This is a genomic window from Flavihumibacter petaseus NBRC 106054 (assembly GCF_000974785.1).
In the GTDB taxonomy this organism is placed as follows: Bacteria; Bacteroidota; Bacteroidia; order Chitinophagales; family Chitinophagaceae; genus Flavihumibacter; species Flavihumibacter petaseus.
This window is the reverse complement of sequence record NZ_BBWV01000003.1, coordinates 823,428-839,292: the sequence shown is the minus strand read 5'-3', so window position 1 is coordinate 839,292 and position 15,865 is coordinate 823,428. Positions and strand designations below refer to the sequence as shown.

The window sequence follows — 15,865 nt, the reverse complement described above, 5'->3', positions numbered from 1 at the left end:
GATCAATCCAGTTTCCGCGCAATCCTGTCAATTGCGTCTGCTGCCATGGGTTCTTTTCCGGTAACTACCAGGATCGTATAAGTGAAGGTCACCTGCTCTCCTGTTTTTAATGCCAGGTTGAGATTATCTTTTCCGTTACTGAATACCGAGGCACCCAGCGGGTTCACGGCAAACAGGCCATATCCCCTTGCGTGCCAGTAGGCAGGATAACCAGGATTAGAGGGATGATCCAGCATGACTATGCTTGTTACATTTCCATTCAGGGGAGCCGACAGGCGGCACCAGCGGGCACGTTTACTCCATGCACTGTCACCTCTTTGTCCCTCGCTGTTGAGATAGTCACCCTGGGGCAGCTGCAATTCCTTCGCTACCCGAAAGCCCAAAAGTCCGTCTTTGGCGTCTTTAAAGGTTACCGGTTGTTTTGCAGTTAGGGTGGTTTTCCGGTCGATCCGCCTCATGCCGCCGCTGCCGCTGAAGGTAAGGCTGGTGGTTTCTTCCAGGAGCGTATTTCCGGCCGGATCTTTCCAGTTGGCATGGTATTCCAGCAGTCCTTTTTTACCATCGGCTGTACGGACAACACTGTCGGTGCTGATGGAGCCGTAATGGTCTTTTTTATCGGCAGGGATGGCGTACGAATTATTCCAGAAATCGAAGCCGTTCACATTCTCAAAATTGAGCCAGATGCCAATATGATGGGGATGATCTGTCGGATCTCCCGGTCTCGGATCAAGCGGAAAGCCCCGGGTTACCACAGCCCCGTCGGCACCAATAACAGGAAACAGAACGGGCTTGGGCAGGGTATCCGGAAAGAGGAAATTGGTAAACAGCCTTCCGCTGATGGTAACATTGATGGTCCTTCCCTGGTGGTAAAAGCGTACCGGGTCCTGTGCGCGGCAGGGTGTTGCCCAGATTGCTGTTGCACACAGGAGGGTTAGCAGGCACTGGATGGTAGTGCCGGAGCAACTACGGCGAGAGATTGGTTGATAATTGTTAATCACAGGTGGAAGATTTTTCCGTTAGCCATAACATTCTGGGTGGTTTCGTCAAACACCACGCGTGCGCCGGTATGCGCCGCAGCGGTGGTCATGATGCTGGCGATCGAGTGGTTGTAACCCGCTTCGACGGGGGCATTGGGCGGCTGGCGGCTGCGGACGCATTCCATCCAGTTGCGCACATGTGCAGACGTGAGCGGATCACCGCCGGTATTGGCAGATGCGATCACTTTGGCTGTCTCCTGCAGTTTCATTTCGGGCAGCAGGTTGGGTGCCATCTGCATGGCATCGGCAAAATTCTTGGTGAGCCCGCCTACAGGCGAGATCATGTTGGTATTCAGGTTGAGGGAACCGCCATTGGAATAGTACACTTCCTGCGGATGCTCATCACCGTTACCCATGCGGGAAGCGAAACTTACCTGAAAGCCATTGGCGGGGTCATTTGCCGGACCGTAGTCAAATACGGCGGTGATGGTATCCCAGTTGCGGCGGCCATCTTTCCAGTTATAGATACCGCCGTTGGCAACCACCGAACGTGGGTGGGCCAGGCCGGTGAACCAGTGTACGGTATCGATCTGGTGGCTCATCCATTGTCCGGGTAAACCCGAAGAATAGGGCCAGAAGAGGCGGAATTCAAGGTATTTGCGGGGATCAAATGCTTCTTTGGGGCGATTCATCAGGAAGCGGGCCCAGTCGGTGTCGGCTTCTTTGAGCAGCGGCACTTCTTTGGGGCGGCGCCAGCGGCCGGGCTGGTTCACGTTCCAGGTGAGTTCCACCATATTGACCGGCCCGAATTTGCCGGACTGGATGAAGTCGCGGGCTGCCTGGTAGTTGCCCCCGCTCCTGCGCTGTGATCCGATCTGCACGATCTTACCGGAAGCTTTGACCGCTTTCAGTGCCTTGCGGTTGTCTTCCATCGTTTCGGCGAAAGGCTTTTCCACATAGGCATCGCAGCCGGCCTGCACTGCTTCAACGGTATGCAGGGCATGCTGGAAATCGGCCGTGCTGATAAAGACCGCATCGACCATTTTCGACCCATACAACGCTTCATTGTTCCGGAAGGCTTTTACCTCGTGCTGCATTTTTTCCTTCCAGGCTGCGGCGCCTTCGTCGCGGCGGCGGTTCCAGATATCGGATACTGCGACGACATCGAAGTTGAGTTCCTTGTAGTGTTCCATAAAACAGGGCATGTGGCTCTGGCGATGGCGGTCGGAGTACCCGATAACGCCCACCCTTACCCGATCATTGGCCCCGGGTATGCGGCGATAGCTGGCAGCAGCCATGGCATTGGTGCCCATGTAAATGCCGGTGGCAGCGAGGGCGGACTGGCGGATGAATTTCCTGCGGGAATTTTGCAGCGCTCTGGAATTTTTCATCCTTAAATGTATCATTTTTTGTCGATCACCATCATTACTGCACCATAGGCCGGTACCACAACTTTTACACCGTTGAGGGTATTGGAAGACCTTGCCTTTAGGGTGGCATAGTCTGCCGGGCCTCCGGCGTCTTTGGTGGGACCCGAACCATTGACGATCACTTTGCGGGAAAATTCGCCGTTGTCGTTGGAGCCTTCGAGGGTATAATAGTAAAAGCGGCTGCCGATATTGAAGTTCTTCGATTTGATCTCTACGGTAACCGCGCTGGCTGAAGTATTCAGGATCGTACAATTGGCCTGTCCCGAGCTGTAGGTAGAGGCATAAGCCTTGATGGCAGCGGTGCCGGAAACAGCGGCCGGAACGAGGCGGTCACCCATTAACTTCTGGAAGAAATACAGGTAGTGAAAGGATGGTCGTGGGCTCCATTTCGGGATGCCGGGTTCATCCCCGGGGCTGAACAGCCCATGATCATTGCCGTTATCCCAGCCATTCACCAGGTCCCAACGGGCAGCCATACCAAATTTGTTCTTGAGCGATTCGCCCACTACCAGTAATGCAAACAGGCCGCTGGTATTGCTGACCTGTTGTTTGGAGCCGAGGGCCCACATATTCCATTCGGTGAGGGCAACGGGTTTCAGGGTGCCCCCGTTGTTCAGCACTTCTGATTTAAGGAAGTTCATCATGTCATAAGGCACTTTTTCTCCTGCTATCAGCACCTGGCTGGCGTTGGAATTTTCGCCGTAGTTGGTGAAATAATTGTGCGCGATGAAGAAATCATTTTTGCCTTTCAGGGCCGGGATCAGGGTGCTGTTCCAGGTTTTGACTACATTGGTTGCCCAGGTTGCGGGCGGTGTTTCGATGAGGGTAGCGCCGATATAAATGGTCTTATCAATTTCAACTGCTGCTTTCCGCATGGAGTCAGCGAATACCTGGAAGTGCTGGCCATATAAACCACCCGAAACATATTCCGGCTGGCCGTCTTTATTTTTGGTTTGATCGATGCGGTAGCCCCATTCCCAGTCGCCGTAGGTTTCATTGCCGATCTCCCAGTAGGGAGTGCGGCCATTGTCGTAGCGGACCCAGTCGGCGGCGAGGTGGGCAGCAGCGGCTACGGGGTCATCGCTGGTGCCATAACGTGCGTAGCCGTAGTTGATGGTGATCATCCCTTTGCTGTTGCTTTGCTGCAACAGCGTATAGTATTGGTCGAGGCTTGCCTGCCAGGACTGTGTGCTTTTGCCGAAAAAATGACCGGGCGATTTGATGTTTCCGTCTTTGTCCATGATCTGTGCAGGAGCATCGGGTGGCAGGTCGCCATCGGTGCGGTTGAAGAAATAAACATCACTACCGCTGCCGGCGGGGAACCGGATGATGTGTGGGTTCAGATTTTTTACGGGATCGATGACGATTGGTTTGGCAATGTCCTCTCCCATCCAGGCATTGGCATTGTGTCCGAAGATGGAGAGCGGAATTTTGGTGATGATGGCCGATGCGTCGATGGTGACGGAATTTACTGTGGTGGTAGTCACCGGTGTGGCATCGGTGTAGGCCGGAGCCGTGAAAGTACGGGGCAGCCAGTTGTTGTCAAGGAAGAAGCCCATGGTTTCGGCAACAGCGGGATCGGTTACAGGAACAACAACTGGTGGTTCGTTGCCGCCACCACCACCGCCGCCCGGATCGGGTTCAGGAGTATCATTTTTGCTGCAGGCGATGGCCAGCATAGCGCAGAAGAGTAATGATTCAAGGGTCATCAGCTTACTTTTCATCTAAAAAAGTTTATAAAAAACCCGCCAGCGCAACCAGGGGTTGGTGGCGGGTCCTGTTTATTCCAATTATCAAAAACGCGTTTACCGGAGGCCGATATAGTCGACATAGATGGTGCCGGCCCATTGCTGATCCTGGATCCAGAAATCATTAATGTTTGCAGGGCTGCCGAAGGTGCTCAGTGGGATCCTGTGTTCGGTCCATTCTCCTTCTATTATTTCTATTTCCGTTTGCTTACCGGCCACCTGCAGGTTGATTTTTTTTCCACCGGTGCCAGGTGTTCCGAATATATTGATGATAAACTGGGTTGAGCCTGTAGTGGATGAATTGCCACCCCCCATCTGCAATGCTCCACCCCAATCGCCTGCAAAATTTACTTTAATAGATTTGTCGCCTTCCCGGGAATTGTCGGTGCTGGCAATGTCTGAGCTGCCACCGCCCCAGCCGCCCCATTTGCCCCAGCTGTTTTGAGGAGCATCAAGGTATATGGCAACTGTCAATGGATCCGGTGGAGGCATTGGAAGCACAAGGGTTTCCGCCACTTCAGTTGCGACAAGCGAATGCGCGATAAGCTTCACCTTACCTTTCAACGCCTTCTCCGGCACCAGCACCTTGATCGTTGTTGCGCTCTGGCTTATAAAATCCTTGATGGTGTCTGCAACACCCGCGAACAGCATACCGTAAACGAGATCAAGATCGGTTCCGGTTAGGGTTACTTCCTCATTACGAACAGCAGGGTTGGGAGAAAACGTTGCTCCCTGGGGCAGAATGATGGAGTAATCTGATTCCGTTTCTACGGCGTCAGATTCTGTTCCACCATAGTACAGGATCAAAGCGCCTGTTTTGGCAGCTACCGGTACTTTGACCTTCAGTTCATTTCCGCTGACGCTTTCAAATTGGGTTACCCATTGGTCATCAGCAAAGACGACGGCTGTTACCCAGTTCATGCGTTCCCCGGTGATGGTGATCACATCACCCGGCCTGGCTGACTCAGGACTGATACCAGTGATAACAACAGCCACATTGAAATTGATGGTAGCCACCGATTCGATCTCACCATCCGGTGTAACCAGGACGATCTTGCCTGCTTCGGCGGATTCAGGCACTTTGACAACGATCGTTTCCTTTTCCTGTGAAACGAATGCACTTTGTTCAATGGTAGCGCCTACCATTTTAATTTCGGTAACACGGTCGAGGTTATTACCGATGATGCTGATATTTTCTCCATGGAGTACACCGGCGGGACCAAAGCTTAATAATTGTACTTCGCTGGAAACTTCGTCTTTCTTGTCGCAGGCAGCAAGCAGGAATAAGGCAAACAATGTCATCATTCCCAGCACTACCCTTTTTATTTTCAGAATTTGCATTTCCGTTAGTTTGTTGGTTAGGGATTATTCCTTGATCTCTTTGGGAACGATCCGGAAATTATCAAAGGAAATATCTGCATCCCATTCACCCGGGCCCTGGATCAGTACACGTGTCCAGTAGCCGTTTGGATTTACGGCAAGTTTGGCATTGTAGCTGGATGCCAGTTCATTGAATGGAATGGTTACTGTTTGCCAGGCTCCTTTGGTATCAATAGGCGGTGCCCACTGGTAGTTCGCATTGTCCTGCGCTGCCAGTCCGAAGTTGAACCTGACCATACTTTTGTCGTACGGTTTTTTCGTATTGACTTCGAATTTCAGGTTGTATAGTTCGGGCTTCAGAATTGCCTCATCCGGAATGTTTTTACTGATATCGCCCATGGCATCGGCGGGTCCGCCGGCGACTTCCGTCCAGGCCCAATCGCCAATAACTTTTTTCACCCGGATATAGTTGCCGTTGATCAGTTGCGGATCATCAGGACCTGGTGCGCTAACCACGTATGACGCATTCCACCAGCCGGTGAAGGGATCACTGCTGATGACAATGTTGCGGTTATCGCGGAACCAGAAGTTGGATTTGGTAGATCCGAAATTAGTAGTGACGGTAACCTGGCCAGGCTGGGCACCTTCCGGAATCTTAACCCGCAGAATTTGTGGTTCGACGGATACGATCTCACCTTCTACCCCCCCGGCAAATGCCACTGTAATCGGCTCGTAGAAATAGTCGCCGCGAATCGTGGCCACATCTCCTGTGGCCACATATTCGCTGACCATGCTACCAACCAGTGGTTCGCTGATTTGTACTTCAAACTGATACTCCAGGTTCGTGCCGTTACCGAAAATAAGTTTAACCTTATTGGACACGTCAATGGGGATCGGGCTGGGTACACTTACTAATATTGATGTTGCTGTGATGTAGGTTGAAGTGAGTATGGCTTTCTGATCGTTAAACCAGACTTCTCTTGTGTCGTTGAGATTTTCCCCCATGATGGCGATCAGTTGCCCCTGGGCAGCTCCAATGAGCAACGAATCTGCAGCCGTGGGTTCGGTTATCCGAACATACCGGATGCGGGGTTCACCATTGTTGGGCAGATCGTCTTTTTTGCAGGAAGCAAAACTTCCGGCAAGAAAGAAGGCGAAAAAGGCCCAGATGATGGATTGAAATACTTTCATATGACGTGCATTTTTCGTTTAGTAGTCTACGGGTTCTTTGTTAAGGTTGGGCGCCTGTGCCAGTTCAGGGGAAGGAATAGGCAGCTGGAAGTTTCCTGCATTGGCAACGATATGCCGGTTATTGTCCCAGGTCGTAATCTCAAACAACCATTGTGTGGGATTTGGGAACACATCGGGCACTGCACGGAATAATCCACGATCCTGTGCTTCCAGGATCGCATAAGCTTTCTCCGGATTGTAATAGTGCAGGCTTACGAGATCATACCAGGCCTGTCCTTCCATGGCGAATTCAATGAACCTTTCCTTCTGGATGATGTCTTGTGTGATCGGCATCGGCGTGTGCGTAACAGGATCTTCCAGGCGGGGTAATCCTGCACGTGTACGGATCCGGTTAAAATATTCCAGTGCTTTGGCATCATCCGTCTGCGCATTGTTACCCAGGGTAGCCTCAGCATAAATGAGATACATTTCAGCGAGGCGCAGCATATAGGTGTCATGACCGTAACGCTGTGAAGCTGCCTGGCCATCTACATCCTTTGCCTTGCCCACAACGTATTTTTTAACGGACACAAAGTTGAAATCACCGGTAACATAGGGGAAGATCAGTTTCTGTTCACCGCCATTAATAGATTGTGTGATCTCGGGGTAACTGGCACCCGGCAGCATGAAGGTTGCCTTTAGTCGTTGGTCGAGCGTTCGTCCGGCAATAGCAGTGTCACCTCTTTTGACCATTCCTTCATAATTGGCGAGCATCCAGAAAGTGGCACTCACATCGCCACCCCAACCATCACCATTAGCGATATCACCGCTATAGGTAAAATAGGCCGGTGCAGAATTCTGTGTACCCCACGCATTGGGGCCGGAATATACCCATTGCAATTCAAACAGGGATTCTTTGTTGTTGTCATAGGGGAACAGGAACAGGTCAGCGTAATTTCCCAATAGTTGCGCACCGCTCATCGTTATCACGCGTTCCGCAAAGTATTTGGCACTATCCAGAAATTCCTGTTTGCGGCCATTGGCTCCGGTGCCTTCAACACCTGCCCTCACCAGATATGTTCTCGCCAGCATTCCTTCTGCTGCCCACCGGGTAATTCTACCCGGCCTTGGTGGTGAAAGCGGGAGAATTTCAGCAGCTGCCCGGTATTCGCGGGTAATGAATCTCCAGACACTGGGAACAGTGTTCCGGGTGATGCCTGTATCGCCAAGATGTTTGAGATTGTCTTCGATGATCGGAACGGCGCCCCAGTTCATGACCAGGAAACGATAGGCGGTTGCACGCATGAAGCGGGCTTCGGCGATGGTTTGTTCCTTTACTGCGGGAGTAACATCGGGACCAGCATAGGTATTGATGTTACTGATCGCGAGATTCGACTGTGCAATGACATTGTAAAAGGATCGCCAGGCAGACCCATTATCAATGGTATTACCATTTGTATTGAACCTTACATTGTCCTGGTAATTCCACATGGAGTAAACAGTACCCGCACGGAAGTCTCCGAGGTTAAAGGAAGCTTTGTCATTATAATCAAACCAGACTTTACTGTAGAGCAATTGCGTTCCGGCATACAGCTGATCATCGTTCTGATAGAAACTACCATCCGTCAATTGGTCTGTCGGCGGCCGTTCCAGGAAGTTCTTGCTGCACCCCATCATCGTTCCGGCAAGGCAGGAGATGGTTAAAAACCGAAGTATGATTTTTCGCGTGTTCATGGCAATTCTTTTAGAAGTCAATGTTGATGCTTGCGGTATAAAACCTGGTCAATGGATAACGACCGTAATCCACACCGATCGCCTGGTTATTGGACCCTGCGTCTCTGCCAACATAGGCGCCTACTTCGGGATCCATTCCTGAATAGCTGGTGAGCGTCACCAGGTTCTGACCGCTGACAGAAAGACGGATGCCGCGAACGATCTTCTGTTTTGACAACAGCTTTGGTGGAATACTGTAGCCAATGGTTATGTTTTTTAAGCGCAGGTAAGATCCATCTTCTACCCAACGTGTGGTTGGCCGCAGGTAGTTACCGTTTGGCCCCAGTGAAATCCTGGCCACTTTAGCATCGGGATTTTCCAGGTATACTTTTCCATTTTCATCAACCGGCTTCGCATAGTCCATGGCGTCAATCAACAGGTTGCGGCTTAGGTTAATGTTATTGGGATTGGAATTCACCTTGGCCATATAATTGTATATGTCATTGCCATAACTTCCTGTGATGAGGATGCTCATGTCAATCCCTTTAAAGGAAAAGGTGTTGGTAAAGCCACCAAAAAGTTTCGGCCAGGGGTTACCGATATAGGTAAGGTCTGCTTCGGTGATCTTATTGTCACCGTTGATGTCCTTGAATTTGGCATCTCCCACCCAAATCCCACTAACCGGATCGATGGGATACCGGTCTCCGGTATTGTTGACGGGAACAGCACTGTTCTGGATTTCTTCAATAGACTGGAAGAGGCCTTCTTCCACATAACCGAGGAACATCCATGGGGCATCGCCAACGGTAGACCGTTGCTGCCAGTTGTCCATCCACCAGCTGGATCTTGTCAGCTGTGCATAGGCAGAATTGAGTTTATTGATTTTGGTTTTGATGCCGGAAAGATTCAGTGAGCTTTCCCATTTAAACCTGCCATTGTTGATGTTTACGGTATTGATGGTAAAGCCCCAGCCTTTGTTTTCCATATCGCCCGCGTTCACATAGTTGGGAGCAACGGAACCAGTTCCGTTGGTACCCATGTACCAGGGCAGCAGGTTATCCATCAGCATATTGCTGGTCTTTCTGACATAGTAATCAAACTCCAGGTTTACCCGGTCATGAAAAAGGCCCAGGTTGAATCCGAAGTTGTTGGTATGGGTTTCTTCCCAGCGGAGCGCATTGTTCGGCAGACGGCTAACCAGGAATCCTGTGCCGTTGGGTGAGGCATCACCACTAAGCGGTGAATAGACGCCGGAGCCATTACCCATGTTACCAGTTACACCGGTTTCCACCCGAAGTTTCATTTCACTGATCCAGGGTACGTTAAAGAATTTCTCCTGGGAAATACGCCATGCAGCTGAAACAGACGGGAACCAACCCCACCTGTTTTCGGGTCCAAAATTGGGAGAGCCATCTGTGCGGACAGTCGCTACAACCAGGTAGCGGTTGTCATAATTATAGTTCAGGCGACCCAGGTAGGATTCGATTGCCCATGGGCCTGATCCGCCGGAGCTGCTGGATGTCAGGTCGTCACCTGCTTCAAGATCGAGGATATTATTGGTGAGGAATCCGGATTTACCGGCACCGATATTTTTCCATTTCGATTCCTGGGCTTCGTGGCTGACCATTACACCGATATTATGCAGGCCAAGTTGCTTGTTGTATTCCAGTCCTTGCAGGAAATTCCAGTAAAAGCTATTGTTAGCGTATTCGTTTAAGGTTGAAGTAACGTTTTCAGCCCAACCGATTTTGTAGGTAGGCATATAGTATTGACCGTTACTGTAGTTGAAACTCGTGTTAAAGCTTAGCCTGAAAGTGAGGTCCTTCGTAATCTTTGCTGCGCCATTCAGTCCGGCCATCACCTGGCGGCGAACCCATTTGTTCGTTACCAGGTTAGCAATAGCCACGGGGTTTACGGGAGCAAACTTGTTGGCACCATTAAAATCATCACCGCCGCCCCAGGAACCATCCATGTTCCTTACCGGGATCTGAGGTGTCAGTTGCAGTGCATTGGAAATGGTATTCTCCTGGGTCGCGGTCAGCTTCTCGTCCGTCTGGTTAAAACTCAGGTTGGCGCCGATGGTCAGCCAGTCTTTAGCCTTATTGTCGAGGTTGAGTCGTACTGAATAGCGATCAAAGCCCGATCCTATGGCCACACCATCCTGCTTAAGGTATTCGCCGCCGAGGTAGTAGGTTGTTCTTTCGTTGCCCCCGCTCATACTGAGCTGGTGTTTCTGCATTGCAGCATAATCAAACAACTCATCCTGCCAGTCGGTACCTTCTCCTAAAATAGAAGGGTCCAGAAATTCCTGCGGTGTGTCACCGCCGGCAATGGCATGATACTCTTTTACCATTTGCGCATATTGGCGGAGGTTCATGACCTCCAGTTTTTTGGGGGGTGCCTGGAGGCCATATTGAAAGCCATAATTGAATTTGGTGTCACCATTCTTACCCCGTTTGGTTGTGATGAGTACCACACCATTGGTGCCACGTGTACCGTAGATCGCTGTTGCAGATGGTCCCTGCAGGAGCTGGATATTGTCCACATCGCCCGGATTGAGTCCGGCGAGCACATTGGAGGAGCTTTGTGCGCCAAAACTGACGATCTCCGGCTGCACCTGGATACCATCAATAACATACAGCGGTTCAGTAGTACCGTTAAGGGTACTGACCCCCCGGATATTCACTGAGATCCCGCCACCAGGCTGTCCGCTGTTCTGGGTTACATAAACACCTGCAGACCGGCCCTGAATGGCCTGCTCCAGGGTTGTGTTCACCGTTTTATCCATATCCTTGGCAGATATAGAGGTCTGTGCGCTGGTCAGGTTGGCCCGCCTGGCGGAGCCGTAACCGATCACGACCACTTCACTCATTTTGTTGTCGCCCTGTACCATGCGCACCTGGTAGGTGGCGGCACTGGTAACGATGAGTTCACTCTGCTGGAACCCCACATAGGAGAACACAAGGACATCGTTGTTTCTGGCCGGAACGGAGAAGTTACCGCTGGCATCCGTCGTGTAGGCCCGGCTGGTGCCCTTGACCGTAACGGTGGCACCAGCTACGGGTCTGTTGTCAGAAGAGGTGACCTTACCCGTTATGGTCCGGTCGGAAGTCTGCGCTGTCATCCGGAAGGGAATCAGCAGGGAGAGCAGTAAGGCCCAGAATAGGGTACCCAACTGAACAGCAGTTCTGGTTTTTTTCATACACAAGCAATTGTTTGATGCAATAAAATGCAGCTTAAATATATCTGCGGATGAAAAAAAACAGGATACCCAAACTGTTTTTTATGGGTGTAATTATGTTAGTCGGAGGGTATGAAATTGTTCTTTGAGGGGTATAAAATTATCCGTCCGTACTTTTCCCGGGATTGTTGGTACTTTTTTTCCTGGTTTCTGATTGATAAAGGGAAGGCAGGATTCCGAATTCTTCTTTAAAATACCGCGCAAAGTACTTCGGATTGTTGAATCCGACCATATAAGCCACCTCAGTAACGTTATGCGTGCTCTTTTCCAGCAGCTGAGCAGCTCTTTTCAGGCGGATCGTCCGGATGAATTCGATTGGCGTTTTCCCGGTTACCGATAATACTTTTTTGTACATACTGGTGCGGCTCAGCAGTAATTCCTGCCTTAAATGGTCTACAGAGAACTCAGCATTGGACATATTCGTTTCAATGATGCCCAGCACTTTCTGAACAAAATCATCCTCCGGTATCTCAGCCTGTATATCCGTCGGATTTGCCTCTACCTGTTTCTGATAGGTCTGCTTAACGGCTTCCTGGTTTTGGATGAGATTCTTCATTTTTGAATACAGGATCTCAAAATTGAACGGTTTGGTCAGGTAATCGTTGGGGCCAGTCTCCAACGCCAGCAATTGCTGCTGCTCTCCCTCCAGGGCAGTCAGCAGAATTACCGGCATGTGTTTGGTGCGGGGATCTGTTTTCAGTTTCCGGCAGAGCTCCACCCCATCCATCACCGGCATACTGATATCGCTTACCACCAGGTCTGGGTGGGCCGACAGGGCCTTTTTCCATCCATCCTTTCCATCACTTGCCTCCAGAATGGTAAAATAAGCGTTGAGGTTATCCTTGAGGTAGAAACGAAAGTCATCATTGTCCTCTACCAGCAAAACCACCGGCTTTTTGGAACGTACACCGGGAGAACGCCCGGTAACACCGCTAATTTCCATGGCCTCTTCGTCTGCCAGGTCCGGATTCAGTCCGACTGAACCTGCAGTAACCGGAATGTCCCTCCTGGCCGGAATGGGCAACAGCACTGTAAACAGGCTCCCCACGCCCTGCTGGCTGTCCACCCTGATCGTGCCGCCATGCATTTCGACAAATTCCCGGGTGATCGACAGCCCGATCCCGGACCCCTGGTTCAGGACGTTTTCCGGCAACGAAGCCTGAAAGAACCGGTCGAAGATCCTTGGCTTCTTATCCACGGGTATGCCTATCCCTGAATCTTTCACCTTGATCTCCAGGAAGCCGTCATCACCCTGGTAATACTGGCTTAAGGTCACATGCACATTGCCTTCTTCAGGGGTGAACTTGAAGGCGTTGGACAGCAGGTTGAACAGGATCCTTTCAATTTTATCCTGGTCAAAGGGCATGATCAGCTGTTTGACCAGGCTGTTGAACTGGAACTGGATATGTTTTTTATCTGCCAGATCAGTGAATGCGTAGCATACATCCCTTATAAAAGCCACTATATCGCCCGACGTGGTATGTAGTTTCAGTTCATTCACTTCCATCTTTCGGAAGTCCAGCAGCTGGTTCACCATATTCAGCAGGCGTTTGGCGTTCCGCTGGATCAACTGGAACTGGTCGCGCAATTCGGCATCTTTCACCTGTCCGATCATTTTTTCGATAGGAACCAGGATCAGCGACAACGGTGTTCTGAATTCGTGGCTCACATTGGTAAAGAATTTGATCTTCATCATGTCCAGCTCGCGCATCCGCTGGGCTTCTTTTCTTTCGGTAGCCAGGGCATACCGCATTTTTTCCCGCCGGATGATGCCACGGCGGGCCAGCCAGAGGGCAAATAAGACCAGTAACACATATCCCGCATATGCCCAGCTGGTAGACCACCAGGGTGGTAATACCGTCAGGGCAAGTTTAACCATACCTTTTTCATTCCAGGTACCATCATTGTTCGTTGCCTTGACGAAGAAGGTGTAGTGACCGGGATCAAGGTTGGTGTAAGTGGCTTTGCGGTCGCCCCCATCGGTTACGATCCAGTCTTTGTTGAAGCCTTCCAGCATGTAGGCGTACCTGGTTTTACTGGTATGGGTGAATTCCAATGCAGCAAATTCCAGGGAGATATCATTCTCATCGTAACAAAGCTCCAGTGATTGTGTTTCCGTGATCGTCTGGGGCAGTATCACGTGTTTCTGGAAGATCTGTCCTGCTTTCATGGAATTGTTGAAGAGCTGAAAATCAGTCAGTACAAGCGGTGCCTGGGGGTTATGGTTCCTTACGTCGGCCGGATTGAACAGGTTAAACCCATTGGCGCCGCCGAAGACCAGCTCCCCGGAACGTAATTTCAGTGCAGCATAGCGGTTGAATTCCCTCCCCTGCAGGCCATCATATTCATTGTAGTTGATACAGCGGATGGACAGTTCATTTTCGGGCGTATGCAACACTTCAATTTTTGAAATTCCCGACTTCGTACTTACCCAGAGAAAATGCTGATCATCTTCCAGGATATCCAGTACGGTATTGTCGGCCAGGCCGTCTTTCTTGTAGAAAGTCTTGAAATCATTCCTGCCTTTCTGCAGCACATTCAGGCCCCGGTTGGTACCAATCCAGATATTGCCTTCATGGTCTTCCCGTATACCCGTGACGGTATTGTAGCTGAGTTTGCTGTTGTCGGTCAGGTAATGCACGAACCGGCCGGAACGTTTGTCCAGCATATCTACCCCCCAGGCCGTACATACCCAGAGATTCCCCCTGGAATCTTCCATGATGGAAGTCACATTGGGTGAATGCAGGGTCTGCGGAACACTGGGATTATAGTGGTAAAAAATATCCTTTTCACGATCGAGCCGGTCAAGGCCGAAATTGAGTGTTCCGATCCAAAGGCTGCCGTTGCTGTCTTCATAGATGGAGAAAACCCGGTCGTCGGCAATGCTCAGCGGATCGTTGGCACTATGCCGGTAATGCCGGAAGGTTTTACCATCAAAACAATCCATGCCGCCGAGGTAGGTTCCGATCCAGAGTTTGTCGTTCCGGTCAAGGCAGAGGGCCACGATTACATCGTTGGTGAGACTGGCGGCGTCCCCGTTGCGGTGACGGTACTGGGTAAAGGTTCCTGCCTTACGGTCAAAATAGATCAGTCCGCCGCCATTGGTGCCGATCCAGAGATTGCCTTTTTTATCTTCCACAAAGGCATTGATATCTTCAAATGGAATGCGCCGGTCATCGGGGCCGGACTGGTGATAGTGCGGAAACTTATTACTGTTTTCGTCAAAATAGTTGATGCCTTTTTTTGAAGTGCCGAGCCACATGATCCCCTGGTTGTCGCGATATACTGCATTCAGGGCCTCATCAGAAATGGATTTCTTGTGCACCTGGCTGTTGACCAGGTGCCGGATGGCATTCTTATCCTTATCAATGATATTAACACCACCATGGTCAGTCACGAGCCAGATCTGGCCATGCACGTCTTCGCCAATACCGTTGATGGCGTTGCTGCTGAGTGCAGGACTTGTAGTGGTGCTGAAGTGGCGGATGCTGTTGCGGGCGGGACTGAGTTCGTAGACACCGGCGAGCGTATTGCGCTGGTACAGCCAGATATCGTCATCACTGTCTATCACCATCGCATAACCGAACTGGAGGCCGATATCCTCCTTTTGGAAAATAGCTGTCCGCAGCAGGTTACGGCCCTGGTCGAGGTCCAGTTTTTCGATGATGCCGTTGAAGCGCATCAGCCAGCAATATCCCTTTGAATCCAGCACGGCGCTGTTGATGGGATTGGTACTGTTGTCTTCCAGTACCGATTCCCGGATATGCCTGATCCGGCCGCCCTCCTGGTATTCGTAAACACCTGCATTGGCATATACGAAATAGTACAGGTCTTTGTTCCGGAGGATGGTGATAAAGCCGTCGCTGGGTAACCCGAGCGATTGAAAATAGTATTCAGGCTTCCTGGAAATCTTTTCTGTCCGCTGGTCGTAGATATTGAAGCTGCTCTGGGATTTGATCCAGAGTTTGTCAGACGGACCTTCAAAAATGCCAACAATATTGTCGTCCAGGAGTGTAGCGGTGTCGCTTTCGTCATGTCTGAAGATCTTGAACCCGTAGCCATCATACCGGTTGAGTCCGGACAAGGTACCGACCCACATGAATCCATGGGCATCCTTGTAAATACAGTTGACCTGGTTACTGGAGAGCCCCTGCTGGATATCTACCGTCGCAAACTGGTACTCCTTTTCCTGGGAATAGAGCGCATGGCAAAAAATACTAAAGCAGGTAAACAGAAAAATGGGCAGGCACTTCACACACATGTGTT

Annotated in this window: 8 protein-coding genes; all 8 read right to left on the bottom strand. The window is 50.8% G+C overall.

From position 1 onward, the window contains the following. Window positions 1-2: 2 nt before the first annotated feature. Window positions 3-998, bottom strand: a complete 996-nt coding sequence (locus FPE01S_RS18865; RefSeq protein WP_052956007.1) for a DUF6807 domain-containing protein — start codon at window positions 996-998, stop codon at window positions 3-5. Beyond that, window positions 995-2,368, bottom strand: coding sequence for a Gfo/Idh/MocA family protein (locus tag FPE01S_RS18860; protein WP_217998235.1), 1,374 nt, complete (start codon window positions 2,366-2,368; stop codon window positions 995-997). The genes FPE01S_RS18865 and FPE01S_RS18860 overlap by 4 nt, the downstream gene beginning before the upstream one ends. Window positions 2,369-2,379: 11 nt before the next feature. Beyond that, on the bottom strand, window positions 2,380-4,131 hold the full coding sequence (locus tag FPE01S_RS18855; protein WP_046370545.1) for a hypothetical protein: 1,752 nt from the start codon (window positions 4,129-4,131) through the stop codon (window positions 2,380-2,382). Between the two features lie 81 nt (window positions 4,132-4,212). Next, complete coding sequence (locus FPE01S_RS18850) at window positions 4,213-5,496, bottom strand: IPT/TIG domain-containing protein (protein ID WP_046370544.1); 1,284 nt, start codon at window positions 5,494-5,496, stop codon at window positions 4,213-4,215. 24 nt (window positions 5,497-5,520) lie between these two features. Continuing rightward, window positions 5,521-6,666, bottom strand: coding sequence for a glycan-binding surface protein (locus FPE01S_RS25100; protein WP_052956006.1), 1,146 nt, complete (start codon window positions 6,664-6,666; stop codon window positions 5,521-5,523). An 18-nt stretch (window positions 6,667-6,684) separates the two neighbouring features. Continuing rightward, window positions 6,685-8,379 (bottom strand): RagB/SusD family nutrient uptake outer membrane protein, encoded by a 1,695-nt coding sequence (locus FPE01S_RS18840; protein ID WP_046370543.1) that lies wholly within the window; start codon window positions 8,377-8,379, stop codon window positions 6,685-6,687. Between the two features lie 10 nt (window positions 8,380-8,389). Then, complete coding sequence (locus FPE01S_RS18835; protein WP_052956005.1) at window positions 8,390-11,560, bottom strand: SusC/RagA family TonB-linked outer membrane protein; 3,171 nt, start codon at window positions 11,558-11,560, stop codon at window positions 8,390-8,392. 139 nt (window positions 11,561-11,699) lie between these two features. Continuing rightward, entirely contained in the window at window positions 11,700-15,860 is a 4,161-nt protein-coding gene (locus FPE01S_RS18830) for a hybrid sensor histidine kinase/response regulator transcription factor (RefSeq protein WP_046370542.1), read from the bottom strand. Window positions 15,861-15,865 lie beyond the last annotated feature (5 nt).

What these genes read in the sequence shown, in the direction of transcription:
- FPE01S_RS18840 (WP_046370543.1), bottom strand. Translation starts at nt 8,379, where the DNA reads ATGAACACGCGAAAAATCATACTTCGGTTTTTAACCATCTCCTGCCTT.
- FPE01S_RS18835 (WP_052956005.1), bottom strand. Translation starts at nt 11,560, where the DNA reads ATGAAAAAAACCAGAACTGCTGTTCAGTTGGGTACCCTATTCTGGGCC.
- FPE01S_RS18850 (WP_046370544.1), bottom strand. Translation starts at nt 5,496, where the DNA reads ATGCAAATTCTGAAAATAAAAAGGGTAGTGCTGGGAATGATGACATTG.
- FPE01S_RS18830 (WP_046370542.1), bottom strand. Translation starts at nt 15,860, where the DNA reads ATGTGTGTGAAGTGCCTGCCCATTTTTCTGTTTACCTGCTTTAGTATT.
- FPE01S_RS18860 (WP_217998235.1), bottom strand. Translation starts at nt 2,368, where the DNA reads ATGAAAAATTCCAGAGCGCTGCAAAATTCCCGCAGGAAATTCATCCGC.
- FPE01S_RS18855 (WP_046370545.1), bottom strand. Translation starts at nt 4,131, where the DNA reads ATGAAAAGTAAGCTGATGACCCTTGAATCATTACTCTTCTGCGCTATG.
- FPE01S_RS25100 (WP_052956006.1), bottom strand. Translation starts at nt 6,666, where the DNA reads ATGAAAGTATTTCAATCCATCATCTGGGCCTTTTTCGCCTTCTTTCTT.